Annotated in this window: 21 protein-coding genes, 2 tRNA genes and 2 rRNA genes; all 25 read left to right on the forward strand. The window is 49.5% G+C overall.

Features of this window, described 5'->3' with window-relative positions:
* Window positions 1-404: 30S ribosomal protein S3 (gene rpsC, locus BZG14_RS12910; protein WP_077608920.1), on the forward strand; the 404-nt coding region annotated here is incomplete at its 5' end.
* Between the two features lie 11 nt (window positions 405-415).
* On the forward strand, window positions 416-826 hold the full coding sequence (gene rplP / locus BZG14_RS12915) for a 50S ribosomal protein L16 (RefSeq protein ID WP_021024470.1): 411 nt from the start codon (window positions 416-418) through the stop codon (window positions 824-826).
* Window positions 826-1,017, forward strand: coding sequence for a 50S ribosomal protein L29 (rpmC, locus tag BZG14_RS12920; protein ID WP_077487093.1), 192 nt, complete (start codon window positions 826-828; stop codon window positions 1,015-1,017). Before rplP ends, rpmC begins: the two co-directional genes overlap by 1 nt.
* Window positions 1,017-1,271 carry a 30S ribosomal protein S17 gene (gene rpsQ, locus BZG14_RS12925; RefSeq protein ID WP_077487092.1) on the forward strand — a complete coding sequence of 85 codons (255 nt, stop codon included), beginning with the start codon at window positions 1,017-1,019 and terminating at the stop codon, window positions 1,269-1,271. Before rpmC ends, rpsQ begins: the two co-directional genes overlap by 1 nt.
* Window positions 1,272-1,431: 160 nt before the next feature.
* The gene (gene rplN, locus BZG14_RS12930) at window positions 1,432-1,803 is read left to right on the forward strand and encodes a 50S ribosomal protein L14 (protein WP_046074798.1); all 372 of its coding nucleotides are present in this window, start codon (window positions 1,432-1,434) and stop codon (window positions 1,801-1,803) included.
* Between the two features lie 11 nt (window positions 1,804-1,814).
* Window positions 1,815-2,129, forward strand: a complete 315-nt coding sequence (gene rplX, locus BZG14_RS12935) for a 50S ribosomal protein L24 (protein ID WP_021024474.1) — start codon at window positions 1,815-1,817, stop codon at window positions 2,127-2,129.
* A gap of 15 nt (window positions 2,130-2,144) precedes the next feature.
* Window positions 2,145-2,684: a 50S ribosomal protein L5 gene (gene rplE / locus BZG14_RS12940; RefSeq protein WP_021024475.1), complete on the forward strand. Its 540-nt coding sequence runs from the start codon at window positions 2,145-2,147 to the stop codon at window positions 2,682-2,684.
* A 17-nt stretch (window positions 2,685-2,701) separates the two neighbouring features.
* On the forward strand, window positions 2,702-3,007 hold the full coding sequence (gene rpsN, locus BZG14_RS12945) for a 30S ribosomal protein S14 (protein ID WP_046074799.1): 306 nt from the start codon (window positions 2,702-2,704) through the stop codon (window positions 3,005-3,007).
* Window positions 3,008-3,030: 23 nt separating this feature from the next.
* Window positions 3,031-3,423 (forward strand): 30S ribosomal protein S8, encoded by a 393-nt coding sequence (gene rpsH / locus BZG14_RS12950; RefSeq protein WP_069362266.1) that lies wholly within the window; start codon window positions 3,031-3,033, stop codon window positions 3,421-3,423.
* A 13-nt stretch (window positions 3,424-3,436) separates the two neighbouring features.
* Window positions 3,437-3,970 (forward strand): 50S ribosomal protein L6, encoded by a 534-nt coding sequence (rplF, locus tag BZG14_RS12955; protein WP_077487091.1) that lies wholly within the window; start codon window positions 3,437-3,439, stop codon window positions 3,968-3,970.
* Between the two features lie 9 nt (window positions 3,971-3,979).
* Window positions 3,980-4,333 (forward strand): 50S ribosomal protein L18, encoded by a 354-nt coding sequence (rplR, locus tag BZG14_RS12960; RefSeq protein WP_021024479.1) that lies wholly within the window; start codon window positions 3,980-3,982, stop codon window positions 4,331-4,333.
* 12 nt (window positions 4,334-4,345) lie between these two features.
* A complete protein-coding gene (gene rpsE, locus BZG14_RS12965; protein ID WP_077487089.1) occupies window positions 4,346-4,843 on the forward strand; it encodes a 30S ribosomal protein S5 in 498 nt (165 codons plus the stop codon).
* 6 nt (window positions 4,844-4,849) lie between these two features.
* Window positions 4,850-5,029, forward strand: coding sequence for a 50S ribosomal protein L30 (rpmD, locus tag BZG14_RS12970; protein ID WP_069362268.1), 180 nt, complete (start codon window positions 4,850-4,852; stop codon window positions 5,027-5,029).
* 4 nt (window positions 5,030-5,033) lie between these two features.
* On the forward strand, window positions 5,034-5,468 hold the full coding sequence (gene rplO / locus BZG14_RS12975) for a 50S ribosomal protein L15 (RefSeq protein WP_077487088.1): 435 nt from the start codon (window positions 5,034-5,036) through the stop codon (window positions 5,466-5,468).
* A gap of 23 nt (window positions 5,469-5,491) precedes the next feature.
* Entirely contained in the window at window positions 5,492-6,817 is a 1,326-nt protein-coding gene (gene secY, locus BZG14_RS12980) for a preprotein translocase subunit SecY (protein WP_046074806.1), read from the forward strand.
* 27 nt (window positions 6,818-6,844) lie between these two features.
* Window positions 6,845-6,958: a 50S ribosomal protein L36 gene (rpmJ, locus tag BZG14_RS12985; protein ID WP_021024484.1), complete on the forward strand. Its 114-nt coding sequence runs from the start codon at window positions 6,845-6,847 to the stop codon at window positions 6,956-6,958.
* 146 nt (window positions 6,959-7,104) lie between these two features.
* Window positions 7,105-7,461, forward strand: a complete 357-nt coding sequence (rpsM, locus tag BZG14_RS12990) for a 30S ribosomal protein S13 (RefSeq protein WP_069362270.1) — start codon at window positions 7,105-7,107, stop codon at window positions 7,459-7,461.
* An 18-nt stretch (window positions 7,462-7,479) separates the two neighbouring features.
* Window positions 7,480-7,869: a 30S ribosomal protein S11 gene (gene rpsK / locus BZG14_RS12995; RefSeq protein ID WP_021024486.1), complete on the forward strand. Its 390-nt coding sequence runs from the start codon at window positions 7,480-7,482 to the stop codon at window positions 7,867-7,869.
* 40 nt (window positions 7,870-7,909) lie between these two features.
* Window positions 7,910-8,530 (forward strand): 30S ribosomal protein S4, encoded by a 621-nt coding sequence (rpsD, locus tag BZG14_RS13000; protein ID WP_046074808.1) that lies wholly within the window; start codon window positions 7,910-7,912, stop codon window positions 8,528-8,530.
* Window positions 8,531-8,553: 23 nt separating this feature from the next.
* On the forward strand, window positions 8,554-9,543 hold the full coding sequence (locus tag BZG14_RS13005; RefSeq protein WP_046074809.1) for a DNA-directed RNA polymerase subunit alpha: 990 nt from the start codon (window positions 8,554-8,556) through the stop codon (window positions 9,541-9,543).
* A gap of 35 nt (window positions 9,544-9,578) precedes the next feature.
* Entirely contained in the window at window positions 9,579-9,965 is a 387-nt protein-coding gene (gene rplQ, locus BZG14_RS13010) for a 50S ribosomal protein L17 (RefSeq protein WP_077608921.1), read from the forward strand.
* 666 nt (window positions 9,966-10,631) lie between these two features.
* A 16S ribosomal RNA gene (locus BZG14_RS13020) occupies window positions 10,632-12,598 on the forward strand.
* 290 nt (window positions 12,599-12,888) lie between these two features.
* A tRNA-Ile gene (locus BZG14_RS13025) sits at window positions 12,889-12,965 on the forward strand.
* 132 nt (window positions 12,966-13,097) lie between these two features.
* Window positions 13,098-13,173, forward strand: a tRNA-Ala gene (locus BZG14_RS13030).
* 267 nt (window positions 13,174-13,440) lie between these two features.
* A 23S ribosomal RNA gene (locus BZG14_RS13035) occupies window positions 13,441-14,000 on the forward strand; the annotation flags it as partial.

Genomic DNA, 14,000 nt, shown 5'->3' on the forward strand with positions numbered 1-14,000 from the left:
GTGTACCAGCGCAAATCAACATCGCTGAAGTACGTAAGCCTGAGCTAGATGCGCAACTTGTTGGCGACAGCATCGCATCACAGCTAGAGCGCCGTGTTATGTTCCGTCGTGCGATGAAGCGCGCGGTACAAAACGCAATGCGCCTAGGTGCCAAAGGTATCAAAGTAGAAGTAAGCGGCCGTCTTGGCGGCGCTGAAATCGCTCGAACCGAGTGGTACCGTGAAGGCCGTGTGCCATTGCACACCCTTCGTGCTGACATTGATTACGCAACTTCTTCTGCTCACACCCAGTACGGTGTAATCGGCATTAAAACCTGGATCTTCAAAGGTGAGATCCTAGGTGGAATGGCTGAAGTTGAGCAAAAGGCTGACAAGCCGAAGAAGCAGCGTAAAGGCCGTAAGTAAGGAGTCTATCGATGCTTCAACCAAAACGTACTAAGTTCCGCAAGACTTTTAAAGGTCGTAACCGCGGTCTGGCGCACGGTACTGACGTAAGCTTCGGTACCTATGGCCTGAAAGCTGTTGGTCGCGGTCGTATCACTGCGCGTCAAATTGAGGCGGCTCGTCGTGCGATGACTCGTCACATTAAACGTCAAGGCCAAATCTGGATTCGTGTCTTCCCTGACAAACCAATTACTGGTAAGCCGTTGGAAGTTCGTATGGGTAAGGGTAAAGGTTCAGTTGATTACTGGGTTGCCCAAATCCAACCAGGCAAGGTCCTGTACGAAATGGATGGTGTTCCTGAATCACTGGCTCGCGAAGCGTTTGAATTAGCTTCACGTAAGCTACCGATCAAAACCACTTTCGTAACTAAGGCGGTGATGTGATGAAAGCACAAGAACTACGTGAAAAGACTGCTGAGCAGCTGAACGAAGAGCTATTGGGCCTGCTACGTGAGCAGTTTAACCTGCGCATGCAAGCGGCTACTGGCCAACTTCAGCAAACTCACACTCTTAAAGCTGTTCGTCGCGATATCGCACGTGTAAAAACCGTACTGACTGAGAAGGCTAACGCATAATGAGCGAGAACATCCGCACTCAGCAAGGTCGCGTTATCAGCGACAAAGGCGATAAAACTATCGTCGTTGCTATCGAGCGTTTTGTGAAACACCCAATCTACGGTAAGTACATTAAGCGCACGACTAAGCTACATGTACACGATGAATCAAACCAGTGTAACCAAGGTGACACTGTTGAGGTTCGTGAGTGTCGTCCAATCTCTAAGCAAAAGTCTTGGACATTGGTTCGCGTTGTTGAAAAATCACGCATCTAAGCGATTTTTCATACAATAATAAGTCAAACGGCTCTCATTTGGGGGGCCGTTTATTTTTTATCTACCCATCTGGTCAAAATAGTGTTATTATTCGCCGCCCTTGTAAAAAGGCAGCCCGACCCGAGATGGGTCTAGATGTAATAACAGCGGAGCACTAACAATGATCCAAATGCAAAGTATGCTGGACGCAGCCGACAACTCCGGCGCTCGCAGTGTAATGTGTATTAAGGTTCTGGGTGGCTCTCACCGTCGTTACGCCCACGTTGGCGACATCATCAAAGTTACCGTTAAGGATTCAATCCCACGCGGTAAAGTGAAAAAAGGTGATGTGCTTAAGGCGGTGGTAGTTCGCACCCGTAAAGGCGTACGTCGTCCAGACGGCTCTGTCATTCGCTTCGACCGCAATGCTTGCGTGTTGTTGAACAACACGAACGAGCAACTAGTCGGCACACGTATCTTTGGCCCTGTGACACGCGAACTTCGTACTGAGAAGTTCATGAAAATTGTGTCTCTGGCGCCTGAAGTTCTGTAAGGAGCGATCTCATGGCAGCTAAAATCCGTCGTAACGACGAAGTTATCGTTCTTGCCGGTAAAGACAAAGGCAAGAAAGGTAAAGTATCTAAGGTTCTACCGACCGGTAAAGTTATCGTTGAAGGTATTAACCTCGTGAAGAAACACCAGAAGCCGGTTCCGGCTCTGGGCACTCAAGGTGGCATCGTTGAACAAGAAGCCGCTATTGACGTTTCAAACGTGGCGATCTTTAACGCAGCTGCTGGTAAAGGTGACCGTGTAGGCTTCCGATTTGAAGACGGCAAAAAAGTGCGTTTCTTCAAGTCGAATGGCGAAACTATTAAGTAATTCTGGAGTAGTACAATGGCGAAACTGCATGATTACTACAAAGAGACAGTTGTAGCTGAGCTATCTAAGCAATTTGGTTACAAAAGCATCATGCAAGTCCCAGGGATCGAAAAGATCACCCTAAACATGGGTGTGGGCGAAGCTCTGAACGACAAGAAACTGCTTGAAAATGCAGCTGCTGATATGACCGCAATTTCTGGTCAAAAGCCGCTGATCACTAAAGCACGTAAATCAGTCGCAGGCTTTAAGATCCGTGAGGGCTACCCAATTGGTTGTAAAGTAACCCTACGTGGCGAGCGTATGTGGGACTTCTTTGAGCGTTTGATCGCTATCGCAGTTCCTCGTATCCGTGACTTCCGTGGTCTGAACCCGAAAGCGTTCGACGGTCGCGGTAACTACAGCATGGGCGTTCGCGAGCAAATCATCTTCCCTGAGATTGACTACGACAAAGTCGATCGTATCCGTGGTCTTGATATTACTATCACTACCACCGCAGGTACAGATGAGGAAGGTCGAGCTCTGCTGGCTGCCTTTAACTTCCCATTCCGTAAGTAAGGTGAAGGGTTACTGTTATGGCTAAAAAATCGATGAAAGCACGTGACGTAAAACGTGCGAAGCTCGCAGCCCGTTATGCTGAAAAGCGTGACAACCTGCGTGCGACCATTAAGAATGTTAACACGTCAGACGAAGAGCGTTGGGACGCTGTCCTGAAGCTTCAGTCGCTACCACGTGATTCTGCGAAGTCTCGTCAGCGTAACCGCTGTAACCAGACTGGTCGTCCACATGGCTACCTACGCAAATTCGGCCTGAGCCGAATCAAGGTTCGTGAAGCTTGCATGAAAGGCGAGATTCCGGGTCTGCGTAAGGCAAGCTGGTAATTGAATCACGGGAGTAAAGACTTATGAGCATGCAAGATCCGATCTCGGATATGCTGACCCGCTTACGCAACGGTCAGACAGCAAAAAAAGTTGCTGTTAAAATGCCTTCGTCAAAGCTAAAAGTGGCAATTGCTGAGCTACTAAAAGCAGAAGGTTACGTGGCTGACGTCGCAGTAAACAGCGACGCGAAGCCTGAACTGGAAGTGACGTTGAAATACTTCGAATCTAAACCAGTTATCGAGCAAATCCAACGTGTTAGCCGTCCAGGCCTGCGCATCTACAAAAAGAAAGATGAGTTGCCTTCAGTGATGGGTGGCCTTGGTATTGCTGTTGTATCAACTTCGAAAGGTTTGATGACCGATCGCGCAGCTCGCAAAGCGGGTCTGGGCGGTGAAATCATCTGCTACGTAGCTTAATAAGGAGTAGGAAATGTCTCGTGTTGCAAAAGCACCTGTCGTAGTTCCTGCCGGCGTAGAGGTGAAACTTAACGGTCAGGAAATCACTGTAAAAGGAAGCAAAGGCGAACTAAGCCGCACGCTTCACGATATGGTGGCAGTAAGCCAAGAAGAGAACACCATTACTTTCGCACCACGTGTGGAGCACGCTAAAGCATGGGCTCATGCTGGTACCGCGCGCGCACTGGTTAACAGCATGGTAGTGGGTGTGACTGAAGGCTTTACCAAGAAACTAATCCTGAAAGGTGTTGGTTATCGTGCAAACGTTGCCGGTGACAAACTTAACCTGACACTTGGTTTCTCTCACCCGGTTGAGCACGCTCTGCCAGAGGGTGTTAAGGCAGAATGCCCAAGCCAAACTGAAATTGTTATCAGCGGCGCTGATAAACAAGCGGTTGGCCAGGTGGCTGCTGAAATTCGCGCATACCGCAAGCCAGAGCCTTATAAAGGCAAAGGCGTTCGTTACTCTGACGAAGCTGTGCGTACTAAAGAAGCTAAGAAGAAGTAAGGTAACACTATGGATAAGAAAGCATCTCGTATCCGTCGTGCGACCAAAGCACGACGCAAGATCGCGGAAATGGGTGCGACTCGCCTGGTGGTACACCGTACTCCACGTCATGTGTACGCACAGGTTATCGCTGGTAACGGCGCGGAAGTAATCGCTGCCGCTTCTACCGTAGAAAAAGCGATCCGTGAGCAAGTGAAGAGCACCGGTAACAAAGACGCCGCTGCAGCCGTGGGTAAGATCATTGCTGAGCGAGCGAAGGAAAAAGGCATCGAAGCCGTTGCTTTTGACCGTTCCGGTTTCCAATACCACGGCCGTGTGGCTGCACTGGCAGATGCTGCCCGTGAAGCTGGTCTGAAATTCTAAGGTAGGTGGAAGATGGCTAACGATAAACAACAAAGTGATTTGCATGAGAAGCTGATCGCTGTAAACCGTGTTTCTAAAACGGTTAAAGGTGGTCGCATCTTTACCTTCACCGCCCTGACTGTGGTAGGTGATGGTAACGGTCGCGTCGGTTTCGGTTACGGTAAAGCCCGTGAAGTACCCGCAGCGATCCAAAAATCAATGGAAAAAGCGCGCCGTAACATGATTACTGTTGCGCTGAAAGACGGTACTCTGCACCACGCTGTTAAAGGCCGCCACACTGGTTCAAAAGTGTATATGCAGCCAGCATCAGAAGGTACAGGTATCATCGCCGGTGGTGCGATGCGTGCCGTGCTTGAAGTAGCAGGCGTTCAAGACGTTCTGGCGAAAGCATACGGTTCGACCAACCCAATCAACATCGTTCGTGCAACGATTGATGGTCTGGGTGGTACGAAGTCTCCAGAGATGGTAGCTGCGAAACGTGGCATGCCTGTCAACGAAATTCTGGGGTAATACGACATGGCTAAGACAATTAAAGTAACTCAGACTCGTAGCGCTATCGGCCGCTTGCCGAAGCACAAAGCGACCCTGCGTGGCTTGGGCCTTCGTCGCATCAACCACACTGTTGAACTTGAAGATACACCGTGCGTGCGCGGTATGATCAACAAGGTCAACTACATGGTTAAAGTGGAGGGGTAATCACATGCGTTTGAATACTCTATCTCCGGCTGCAGGCTCAAAGCCTTCTGCGAAGCGTGTAGGCCGTGGTATTGGTTCAGGCCTGGGTAAAACCGGTGCCCGTGGTCATAAAGGTCAGAAATCACGTTCAGGTGGTTCAGTACGCCCAGGTTTCGAAGGCGGTCAAATGCCTTTGAAACAGCGTCTGCCAAAATTCGGTTTTACTTCGCGTAAAGGCCTCACTTCTGCTGAAGTCCGTCTCGGCGAGCTAGCAAAAGTTGACGGTGACGTGGTAAGCCTTGAAACACTGAAAGCAGCGAATGTTATCGCGCAAGACACTCGTACGGCGAAAATCGTACTGTCTGGTGAAATCGCTCGCTCAGTGACAGTGAAAGGTGTTCGTGTCACTAAAGGCGCTAAAGCGGCAATCGAAGCTGCAGGCGGTAAAATCGAGGAATAATTTAGCTCGAGGACGAGGTACAGATGGCAAAACAACCAGGACAAAACTTCAGTAGTGCAAAAGGCGGAGTTGCGGAGCTCAAAAGCCGCTTACTTTTTGTAGCAATGGCATTATTGGTATTCCGTGCCGGCTCTTTTGTACCCATTCCTGGTATTGACGCTGCTGTACTTGCCGATCTGTTCGAACAGCAACAAGGGACCATCATTGACTTGGTTAACATGTTCTCTGGTGGTGCCCTTGAGCGTGCTTCGATACTGGCACTGGGCATTATGCCGTATATTTCGGCATCGATTATTGTTCAGTTATTGTCAGTGGTTCATCCCGCGTTAGCGGAGTTGAAAAAAGAGGGTGAATCTGGCCGTCGCAAGATAAGTCAGTATACCCGCTACGGCACGCTGGTGTTGGCAACGTTCCAAGCAATTGGAATCGCGACCGGGTTACCGAGTATGATGCCAGGTTTGGTGATAAATCCAGGCCCCGCATTTTACTTTACTGCGGTAGTGAGTTTGGTCACAGGTACCATGTTCTTGATGTGGTTAGGTGAGCAAATTACTGAACGCGGCATTGGTAACGGCATTTCGTTGATTATCTTCACCGGGATTGTCGCGGGTCTGCCACCCGCAATTGGACAGACAATAGAGCAAGCGCGTCAAGGCGACATGTCTCCGCTTCTCTTGCTAGGTATCGCAGTGATCGTATTGGCGGTCGTCTACTTTGTGGTCTTTATGGAGCGTGGTCAACGTCGTATCGTTGTTAACTACGCGAAGCGGCAACAAGGTCGCCGTGTCTTTGCAGCGCAAAGCACGCACCTGCCACTTAAGATCAACATGGCAGGCGTTATCCCTGCGATTTTTGCATCAAGTATTATTTTGTTCCCTGGCACGCTTGCTAACTGGTTTGGTAAGGGTGATCAGACAAGCTGGCTAACCGATGTGTCATTGGCACTGAGTCCGGGGCAACCAGCGTACGTAATACTTTATGCGGCAGCGATTATCTTCTTCTGCTTTTTCTATACGGCGTTGGTGTTCAACCCGCGAGAAACAGCAGATAATTTGAAGAAGTCAGGAGCGTTCGTACCTGGTATTCGCCCGGGTGAGCAGACTGCTAAATACATTGATAAAGTGATGACACGGTTAACCCTTGCTGGCGCCATGTATATTACCTTTATCTGTCTGATCCCCGAGTTCATGATGATTGCGTGGGATGTCCACTTTTACTTTGGTGGTACATCACTACTTATCGTAGTAGTCGTAATCATGGACTTTATGGCTCAAGTTCAGACTCATTTGATGTCTCAACAATATGAGTCCGTGTTGAAAAAAGCCAACCTCAAAGGCTACGGCCGCTAATAGGTTGTCTATTTACGGAGTTTAGCAATGAAAGTTCGTGCTTCCGTTAAGAAAATCTGCCGTAACTGTAAAGTGATCAAGCGTAACGGTACCGTTCGTGTGATCTGCAGTGAGCCAAAGCACAAGCAACGCCAAGGCTAATAGCAGAATATTTTTCTTGCAAAATGAGGTCAGGCTGGCTACATTAGCCAGCCCACCTTTTGTATGTGCAAAAGAAGTGGTTATGCCGCTGCGTATCCTCGACGGGCTCTGCAGCGGTTCTACTTGAAAAGTACTAGGAGTGAATAGTGGCCCGTATAGCAGGCATTAACATTCCTGATCAAAAGCATGCTGTTATCGCATTGACTGCGATTTACGGCGTCGGCAAAACCACCTCTCAAGCTATTCTAGCTGAAGTAGGTATTGCTGAAAGCACTAAGATCAGTGAACTATCAGAAGAACAGATCGACCAATTGCGTGACGGTGTGGCTAAATACACCGTAGAAGGCGATCTACGTCGTGAAATTTCCATGAACATCAAGCGTCTTATGGACCTTGGTTGTAACCGCGGTATTCGTCATCGTCGCAGCTTGCCACTACGTGGTCAGCGTACGAAGACCAATGCTCGTACCCGTAAGGGTCCGCGCAAGCCGATCAAGAAATAATCGGGGTAGATAAGTACTATGGCTAAACAAGCAACTCGTGCACGCAAACGCGTACGCAAGCAAGTCGCTGATGGCGTCGCGCACATTCATGCGTCTTTCAATAACACAATCGTGACGATTTCTGACCGTCAAGGTAACGCTCTTGCATGGGCGACCGCCGGTGGTTCAGGTTTCCGTGGCTCTCGTAAGTCAACTCCATACGCTGCGCAGGTTGCTGCAGAGCGCTGTGGTGAAATGGCGAAAGAGTACGGCCTGAAAAACCTCGAAGTGATGGTTAAAGGTCCAGGTCCAGGTCGCGAGTCTACTATTCGTGCCTTGAACGCAGCGGGCTTCCGCATCACTAACATTGTTGATGCGACGCCAATCCCGCATAACGGTTGTCGTCCACCTAAGAAACGCCGTGTTTAATACGCACTAGCGCTGTTTCTTAGAATATTGGAGAAAGAYCATGGCAAGATATTTGGGTCCTAAGCTGAAGCTTAGCCGTCGCGAAGGCACTGACTTATTCCTTAAGTCGGGCGTACGCGCGATTGATACCAAGTGTAAAATCGATAACGTCCCAGGCGTTCACGGTCAGCGTCGCGGCCGTCTGTCTGACTATGGCGTTCAGCTTCGTGAGAAGCAAAAAGTACGTCGTATGTACGGCGTAATGGAAAAGCAGTTCCGAAACTACTACAAAGACGCTGCCCGCATCAAGGGTAATACAGGTGAAAACCTGCTTCAGCTTCTTGAAGGTCGCCTAGACAACGTAGTTTACCGCATGGGCTTTGGTGCAACACGCGCCGAATCACGTCAGCTGGTAAGCCACAAAGCGATCCTCGTTAACGGCAAAGTAGTTAACGTACCTTCTTTCAAGGTTTCGGCAAACGACGTGATTAGCATTCGCGAGAAAGCTAAGAACCAGGCGCGTATCAAAGCAGCTCTAGAAGTTGCCGCTCAACGCGAACTGCCAACTTGGATCGAAGTAGACAGCAAGAAGATGGAAGGCACATTCAAGCGCCTACCAGAGCGTTCTGATTTGTCTGCTGACATCAACGAACACCTGATCGTCGAGCTTTACTCTAAGTAAAGCTGAACTAAAGAGAGGACATAATGCAGGGTTCTGTAACAGAATTTCTTAAGCCGCGTCTAGTTGATATTGAACAAGTTAGCTCGACGCACGCAAAAGTAACTCTTGAACCCCTAGAGCGTGGTTTTGGCCATACTCTGGGGAATGCGCTACGTCGTATCCTACTTTCATCTATGCCAGGCTGTGCGGTGACGGAAGTTGAAATTGACGGCGTACTGCACGAGTACAGCACCAAAGAAGGGGTTCAGGAAGATATCCTGGAAATCCTACTTAACCTTAAAGGCCTAGCCGTTAAGGTTGAGGGTAAAGATGAAGTTATCCTTACTCTGACCAAGTCTGGTGCAGGCCCTGTTGTTGCAGGCGACATCACCCATGATGGTGGTGTTGAGATTGCGAACCCAGAACACGTTATCTGCCACCTGACTGATGCAAGCGCTGAAATTAGCATGCGTATCAAGGTAGAACGTGGTCGTGGCTATGTACCAGCGTCTGCGCGTATCGATAGCGAAGACGACGAGCGTCCAATCGGTCGCCTACTTGTTGACGCAACGTTCAGCCCAGTAGATCGCATTGCTTACAAAGTGGAAGCAGCGCGTGTCGAACAGCGTACGGACCTCGACAAGCTGGTCATCGATATGGAAACTAACGGTACACTGGATCCTGAGGAAGCGATTCGCCGTGCGGCAACCATCCTAGCAGAACAGCTAGATGCGTTTGTTGACCTGCGCGATGTACGTGTCCCTGAGGAGAAAGAAGAGAAGCCAGAGTTCGATCCGATCCTACTGCGTCCTGTAGACGATCTTGAACTAACTGTTCGCTCTGCTAACTGTTTGAAAGCAGAAGCGATTCACTATATCGGTGATCTGGTACAGCGTACCGAGGTTGAGCTTCTGAAAACGCCAAACCTTGGTAAGAAGTCTTTGACTGAAATTAAAGACGTGCTGGCATCACGTGGTCTGTCTCTAGGTATGCGCCTAGAAAACTGGCCGCCAGCATCCATTGCTGAAGATTAATCAGAGACTGATTATTTAGTTAGAAGGATTAGGTCATGCGCCATCGTAAGAGTGGTCGTCAACTCAATCGCAACAGCAGCCATCGTAAAGCGATGTTCAGCAACATGGCTAGCTCGCTGGTAACTCACGAAGTTATCAAAACAACTTTGCCAAAGGCAAAAGAKCTGCGTCGCGTCATTGAACCGTTGATTACCTTAGCTAAAAACGACAGTGTTGCTAACCGTCGTGTAGCATTCGCTCGTACTCGTAACGACGAAGTTGTAGCGAAACTGTTTAATGAACTCGGCCCACGTTTTGCTTCACGTGCTGGCGGTTACACTCGCATTCTGAAATGCGGTGTTCGCTCTGGTGATAAAGCCCCAATGGCTTACATCGAGCTTGTTGATCGCCCAGAGCAAGACGCTGAGCAAGCTGCAGAGTAAGTTTTATTACTTATAAGCAGCACCCAGAAAAGCCAGGCAATTTGCCTGGCTTTTTCTTTATCCGGCCCTTCACCATCGCGTTGTAAAAACGGTCCACGCTTTTCGCGTATAGCCTCACTCCTCGTTTAACTAAGGTGGATAGGCGCTACGGATAAGAACGAGTCGCGAAATAGTAACTTTTGGTGCTTAGAGAGTAGAAACGGGCATTATTGGCTAAAATAGAGCAGATCGACTAAAAATAGAGCGCTTAAAAGAAAAGTGAAAATTAATGATTGACGCTTGTCACAAAAGCTTTAGAATGCCGCCCTACTTAACGCAGACAGCGCGTTAGGGGAGTCAAAAAGAGGTTTTGCTTCACCCAGTTGGGTTGAAAATAAAAGATGAAATTTCTTCTTGACTTTGACGGTAAGGCGCGTAAGATACGCAGCCCTGACCAAGCGAAGCGCCGCTTCGCACAGTCAACGCTCTTTAACAATTTGACCTATGCAATCTGTGTGGGCACTCGTTGAGAATAGACAAAAAGATTTATTCGATGAACTGAGTGACCAATACGAAACAACGTTTACGTTGTTCGGCACAGTCAATTCGTTTGTCTCGCAAGAGACGAACAAAACAGTATTTATCGAGCCGTTTGTCTTTTCTTTGGAAAAGCAAACACCAAAACTTTAATTGAAGAGTTTGATCATGGCTCAGATTGAACGCTGGCGGCAGGCCTAACACATGCAAGTCGAGCGGAAACGGCAGTATTGAAGCTTCGGTGGATTTACTGGACGTCGAGCGGCGGACGGGTGAGTAACGGCTGGGAACCTGCCCTGACGAGGGGGATAACCGTTGGAAACGACGGCTAATACCGCATAATGTCTTAGTTCATTACGAGCTGGGACCAAAGGTGGCCTCTACATGTAAGCTATCGCGTTGGGATGGGCCCAGTTAGGATTAGCTAGTTGGTAAGGTAATGGCTTACCAAGGCRACGATCCTTAGCTGGTTTGAGAGGATGATCAGCCACACTGGGACTGAGACACGGCCCAGACTCCTACGGGAGGCAGCAGTGGGGAATATTGCACAATGGGGGAGACCCTGATGCAGCCATGCCGCGTGTGTGAAGAAGGCCTTCGGGTTGTAAAGCACTTTCAGCAGTGAGGAAGGTGGTGTACTTAATAMGTGCAYGGCTTGACGTTAGCTGCAGAAGAAGCACCGGCTAACTCCGTGCCAGCAGCCGCGGTAATACGGAGGGTGCGAGCGTTAATCRGAATTACTGGGCGTAAAGCGCATGCAGGCGGTTTGTTAAGTCAGATGTGAAAGCCCGGGGCTCAACCTCGGAACCGCATTTGAAACTGGCAGGCTAGAGTCTTGTAGAGGGGGGTAGAATTTCAGGTGTAGCGGTGAAATGCGTAGAGATCTGAAGGAATACCAGTGGCGAAGGCGGCCCCCTGGACAAAGACTGACGCTCAGATGCGAAAGCGTGGGTAGCAAACAGGATTAGATACCCTGGTAGTCCACGCCGTAAACGCTGTCTACTTGGAGGTTGAGGTTTAGACTTTGGCTTTCGGCGCTAACGCATTAAGTAGACCGCCTGGGGAGTACGGCCGCAAGGTTAAAACTCAAATGAATTGACGGGGGCCCGCACAAGCGGTGGAGCATGTGGTTTAATTCGATGCAACGCGAAGAACCTTACCTACTCTTGACATCCAGNGTCCACGCCGTAAACGCTGTCTACTTGGAGGTTGAGGTTTAGACTTTGGCTTTCGGCGCTAACGCATTAAGTAGACCGCCTGGGGAGTACGGCCGCAAGGTTAAAACTCAAATGAATTGACGGGGGCCCGCACAAGCGGTGGAGCATGTGGTTTAATTCGATGCAACGCGAAGAACCTTACCTACTCTTGACATCCAGCGAAKCCTTTAGAGATAGAGGMGTGCCTTCGGGAGCGCTGAGACAGGTGCTGCATGGCTGTCGTCAGCTCGTGTTGTGAAATGTTGGGTTAAGTCCCGCAACGAGCGCAACCCTTATCCTTGTTTGCCAGCACRTAATGGTGGGAACTCCAGGGAGACTGCCGGTGATAAACCGGAGGAAGGTGGGGACGACGTCAAGTCATCATGGCCCTTACGAGTAGGGCTACACACGTGCTACAATGGCAGATACAGAGGGCAGCGAAGCTGCGAAGTGGAGCGAATCCCTTAAAGTCTGTCGTAGTCCGGATTGGAGTCTGCAACTCGACTCCATGANTAATGGTGGGAACTCCAGGGAGACTGCCGGTGATAAACCGGAGGAAGGTGGGGACGACGTCAAGTCATCATGGCCCTTACGAGTAGGGCTACACACGTGCTACAATGGCAGATACAGAGGGCAGCGAAGCTGCGAAGTRGAGCGAATCCCTTAAAGTCTGTCGTAGTCCGGATTGGAGTCTGCAACTCGACTCCATGAAGTCGGAATCGCTAGTAATCGTGGATCAGAATGCCACGGTGAATACGTTCCCGGGCCTTGTACACACCGCCCGTCACACCATGGGAGTGGGCTGCACCAGAAGTAGATAGCTTAACCTTCGGGAGGGCGTTTACCACGGTGTGGTTCATGACTGGGGTGAAGTCGTAACAAGGTAGCCCTAGGGGAACCTGGGGCTGGATCACCTCCTTACTGACGCTATTGTTGCGAGTGCTCACACAGATTGTATAGGTTGAANTTGTACACACCGCCCGTCACACCATGGGAGTGGGCTGCACCAGAAGTAGATAGCTTAACCTTCGGGAGGGCGTTTACCACGGTGTGGTTCATGACTGGGGTGAAGTCGTAACAAGGTAGCCCTAGGGGAACCTGGGGCTGGATCACCTCCTTACTGACGCTATTGTTGCGAGTGCTCACACAGATTGTATAGGTTGAAAKTCAAAGAGATACGAATGCCTTAGTRAAAGGCTCGTACCTTAGATGGGTCTGTAGCTCAGCTGGTTAGAGCGCACCCCTGATAAGGGTGAGGTCGGTGGTTCAAGTCCACTCAGACCCACCACTTCTACTTACCCTGCGTCATCTTTGATACCTGCGATGCTCATGTGCTAGCGCACACTGCGCGTCTCGCTTCAAATCTGACTCGGCTAAGCGAAGTGGACTTCTTCAGAAGTCTGTCTAAGGAATTTATGATGGGGCTATAGCTCAGCTGGGAGAGCGCCTGCCTTGCACGCAGGAGGTCAGCAGTTCGATCCTGCTTAGCTCCACCACTTTTTAAGCGCATTTATGATGATAAGTGTCTTTAAAAAGTGGTTTATCGTATTGATAGATTCACATGCTCTTTAACAATCTGGAAAGCTGACAAGTCATTCTTTAAGAATGACAGTAAAGTTCTCAATCAGTGACATATCATGTCACTCACACAATCAAGTGTGCTTGGACTTTGTCTTATTAAATCAATAACGACAAAGTTTCTATTTGAGTCCGGCAAAAACAAAACCTTAGTTGTTTTCATGCAAGACCTTTTGGGGTTGTATGGTTAAGTGACTAAGCGTAGACGGTGGATGCCTTGGCAGTCAGAGGCGATGAAGGACGTATTAACTTGCGAAAAGCCCAGATAAGGCAGTAAAAGCCATTTGAATCTGGGATATCCGAATGGGGAAACCCACCTGCATAAGCAGGTATCTTAGCGTGAATACATAGCGCTAAGAGGCGAACTCGGGGAACTGAAACATCTAAGTACCCGAAGGAAAAGAAATCAATTGAGATTCCGGCAGTAGCGGCGAGCGACCCCGGATTAGCCCTTAAGCAGACTTGGCGCTAGGTGAACAGGTTGGAAAATCTGGCAATAAAGGGTGATAGCCCCGTAACCGACGGCGCCATATTTGTGAAAACGAGTAGGACGGGACACGTGATATCTTGTCTGAACATGGGGGGACCATCCTCCAAGGCTAAATACTCCTGACTGACCGATAGTGAACCAGTACCGTGAGGGAAAGGCGAAAAGAACCCCTGTGAGGGGAGTGAAATAGAACCTGAAACCGTCTACGTACAAGCAGTGGGAGCCTCCTTGTGGGGTGACCGCGTACCTTTTGTA

This window comes from Salinivibrio sp. IB282 (genome assembly GCF_001995685.1).
GTDB lineage: Bacteria > Pseudomonadota > Gammaproteobacteria > Enterobacterales > Vibrionaceae > Salinivibrio > Salinivibrio kushneri.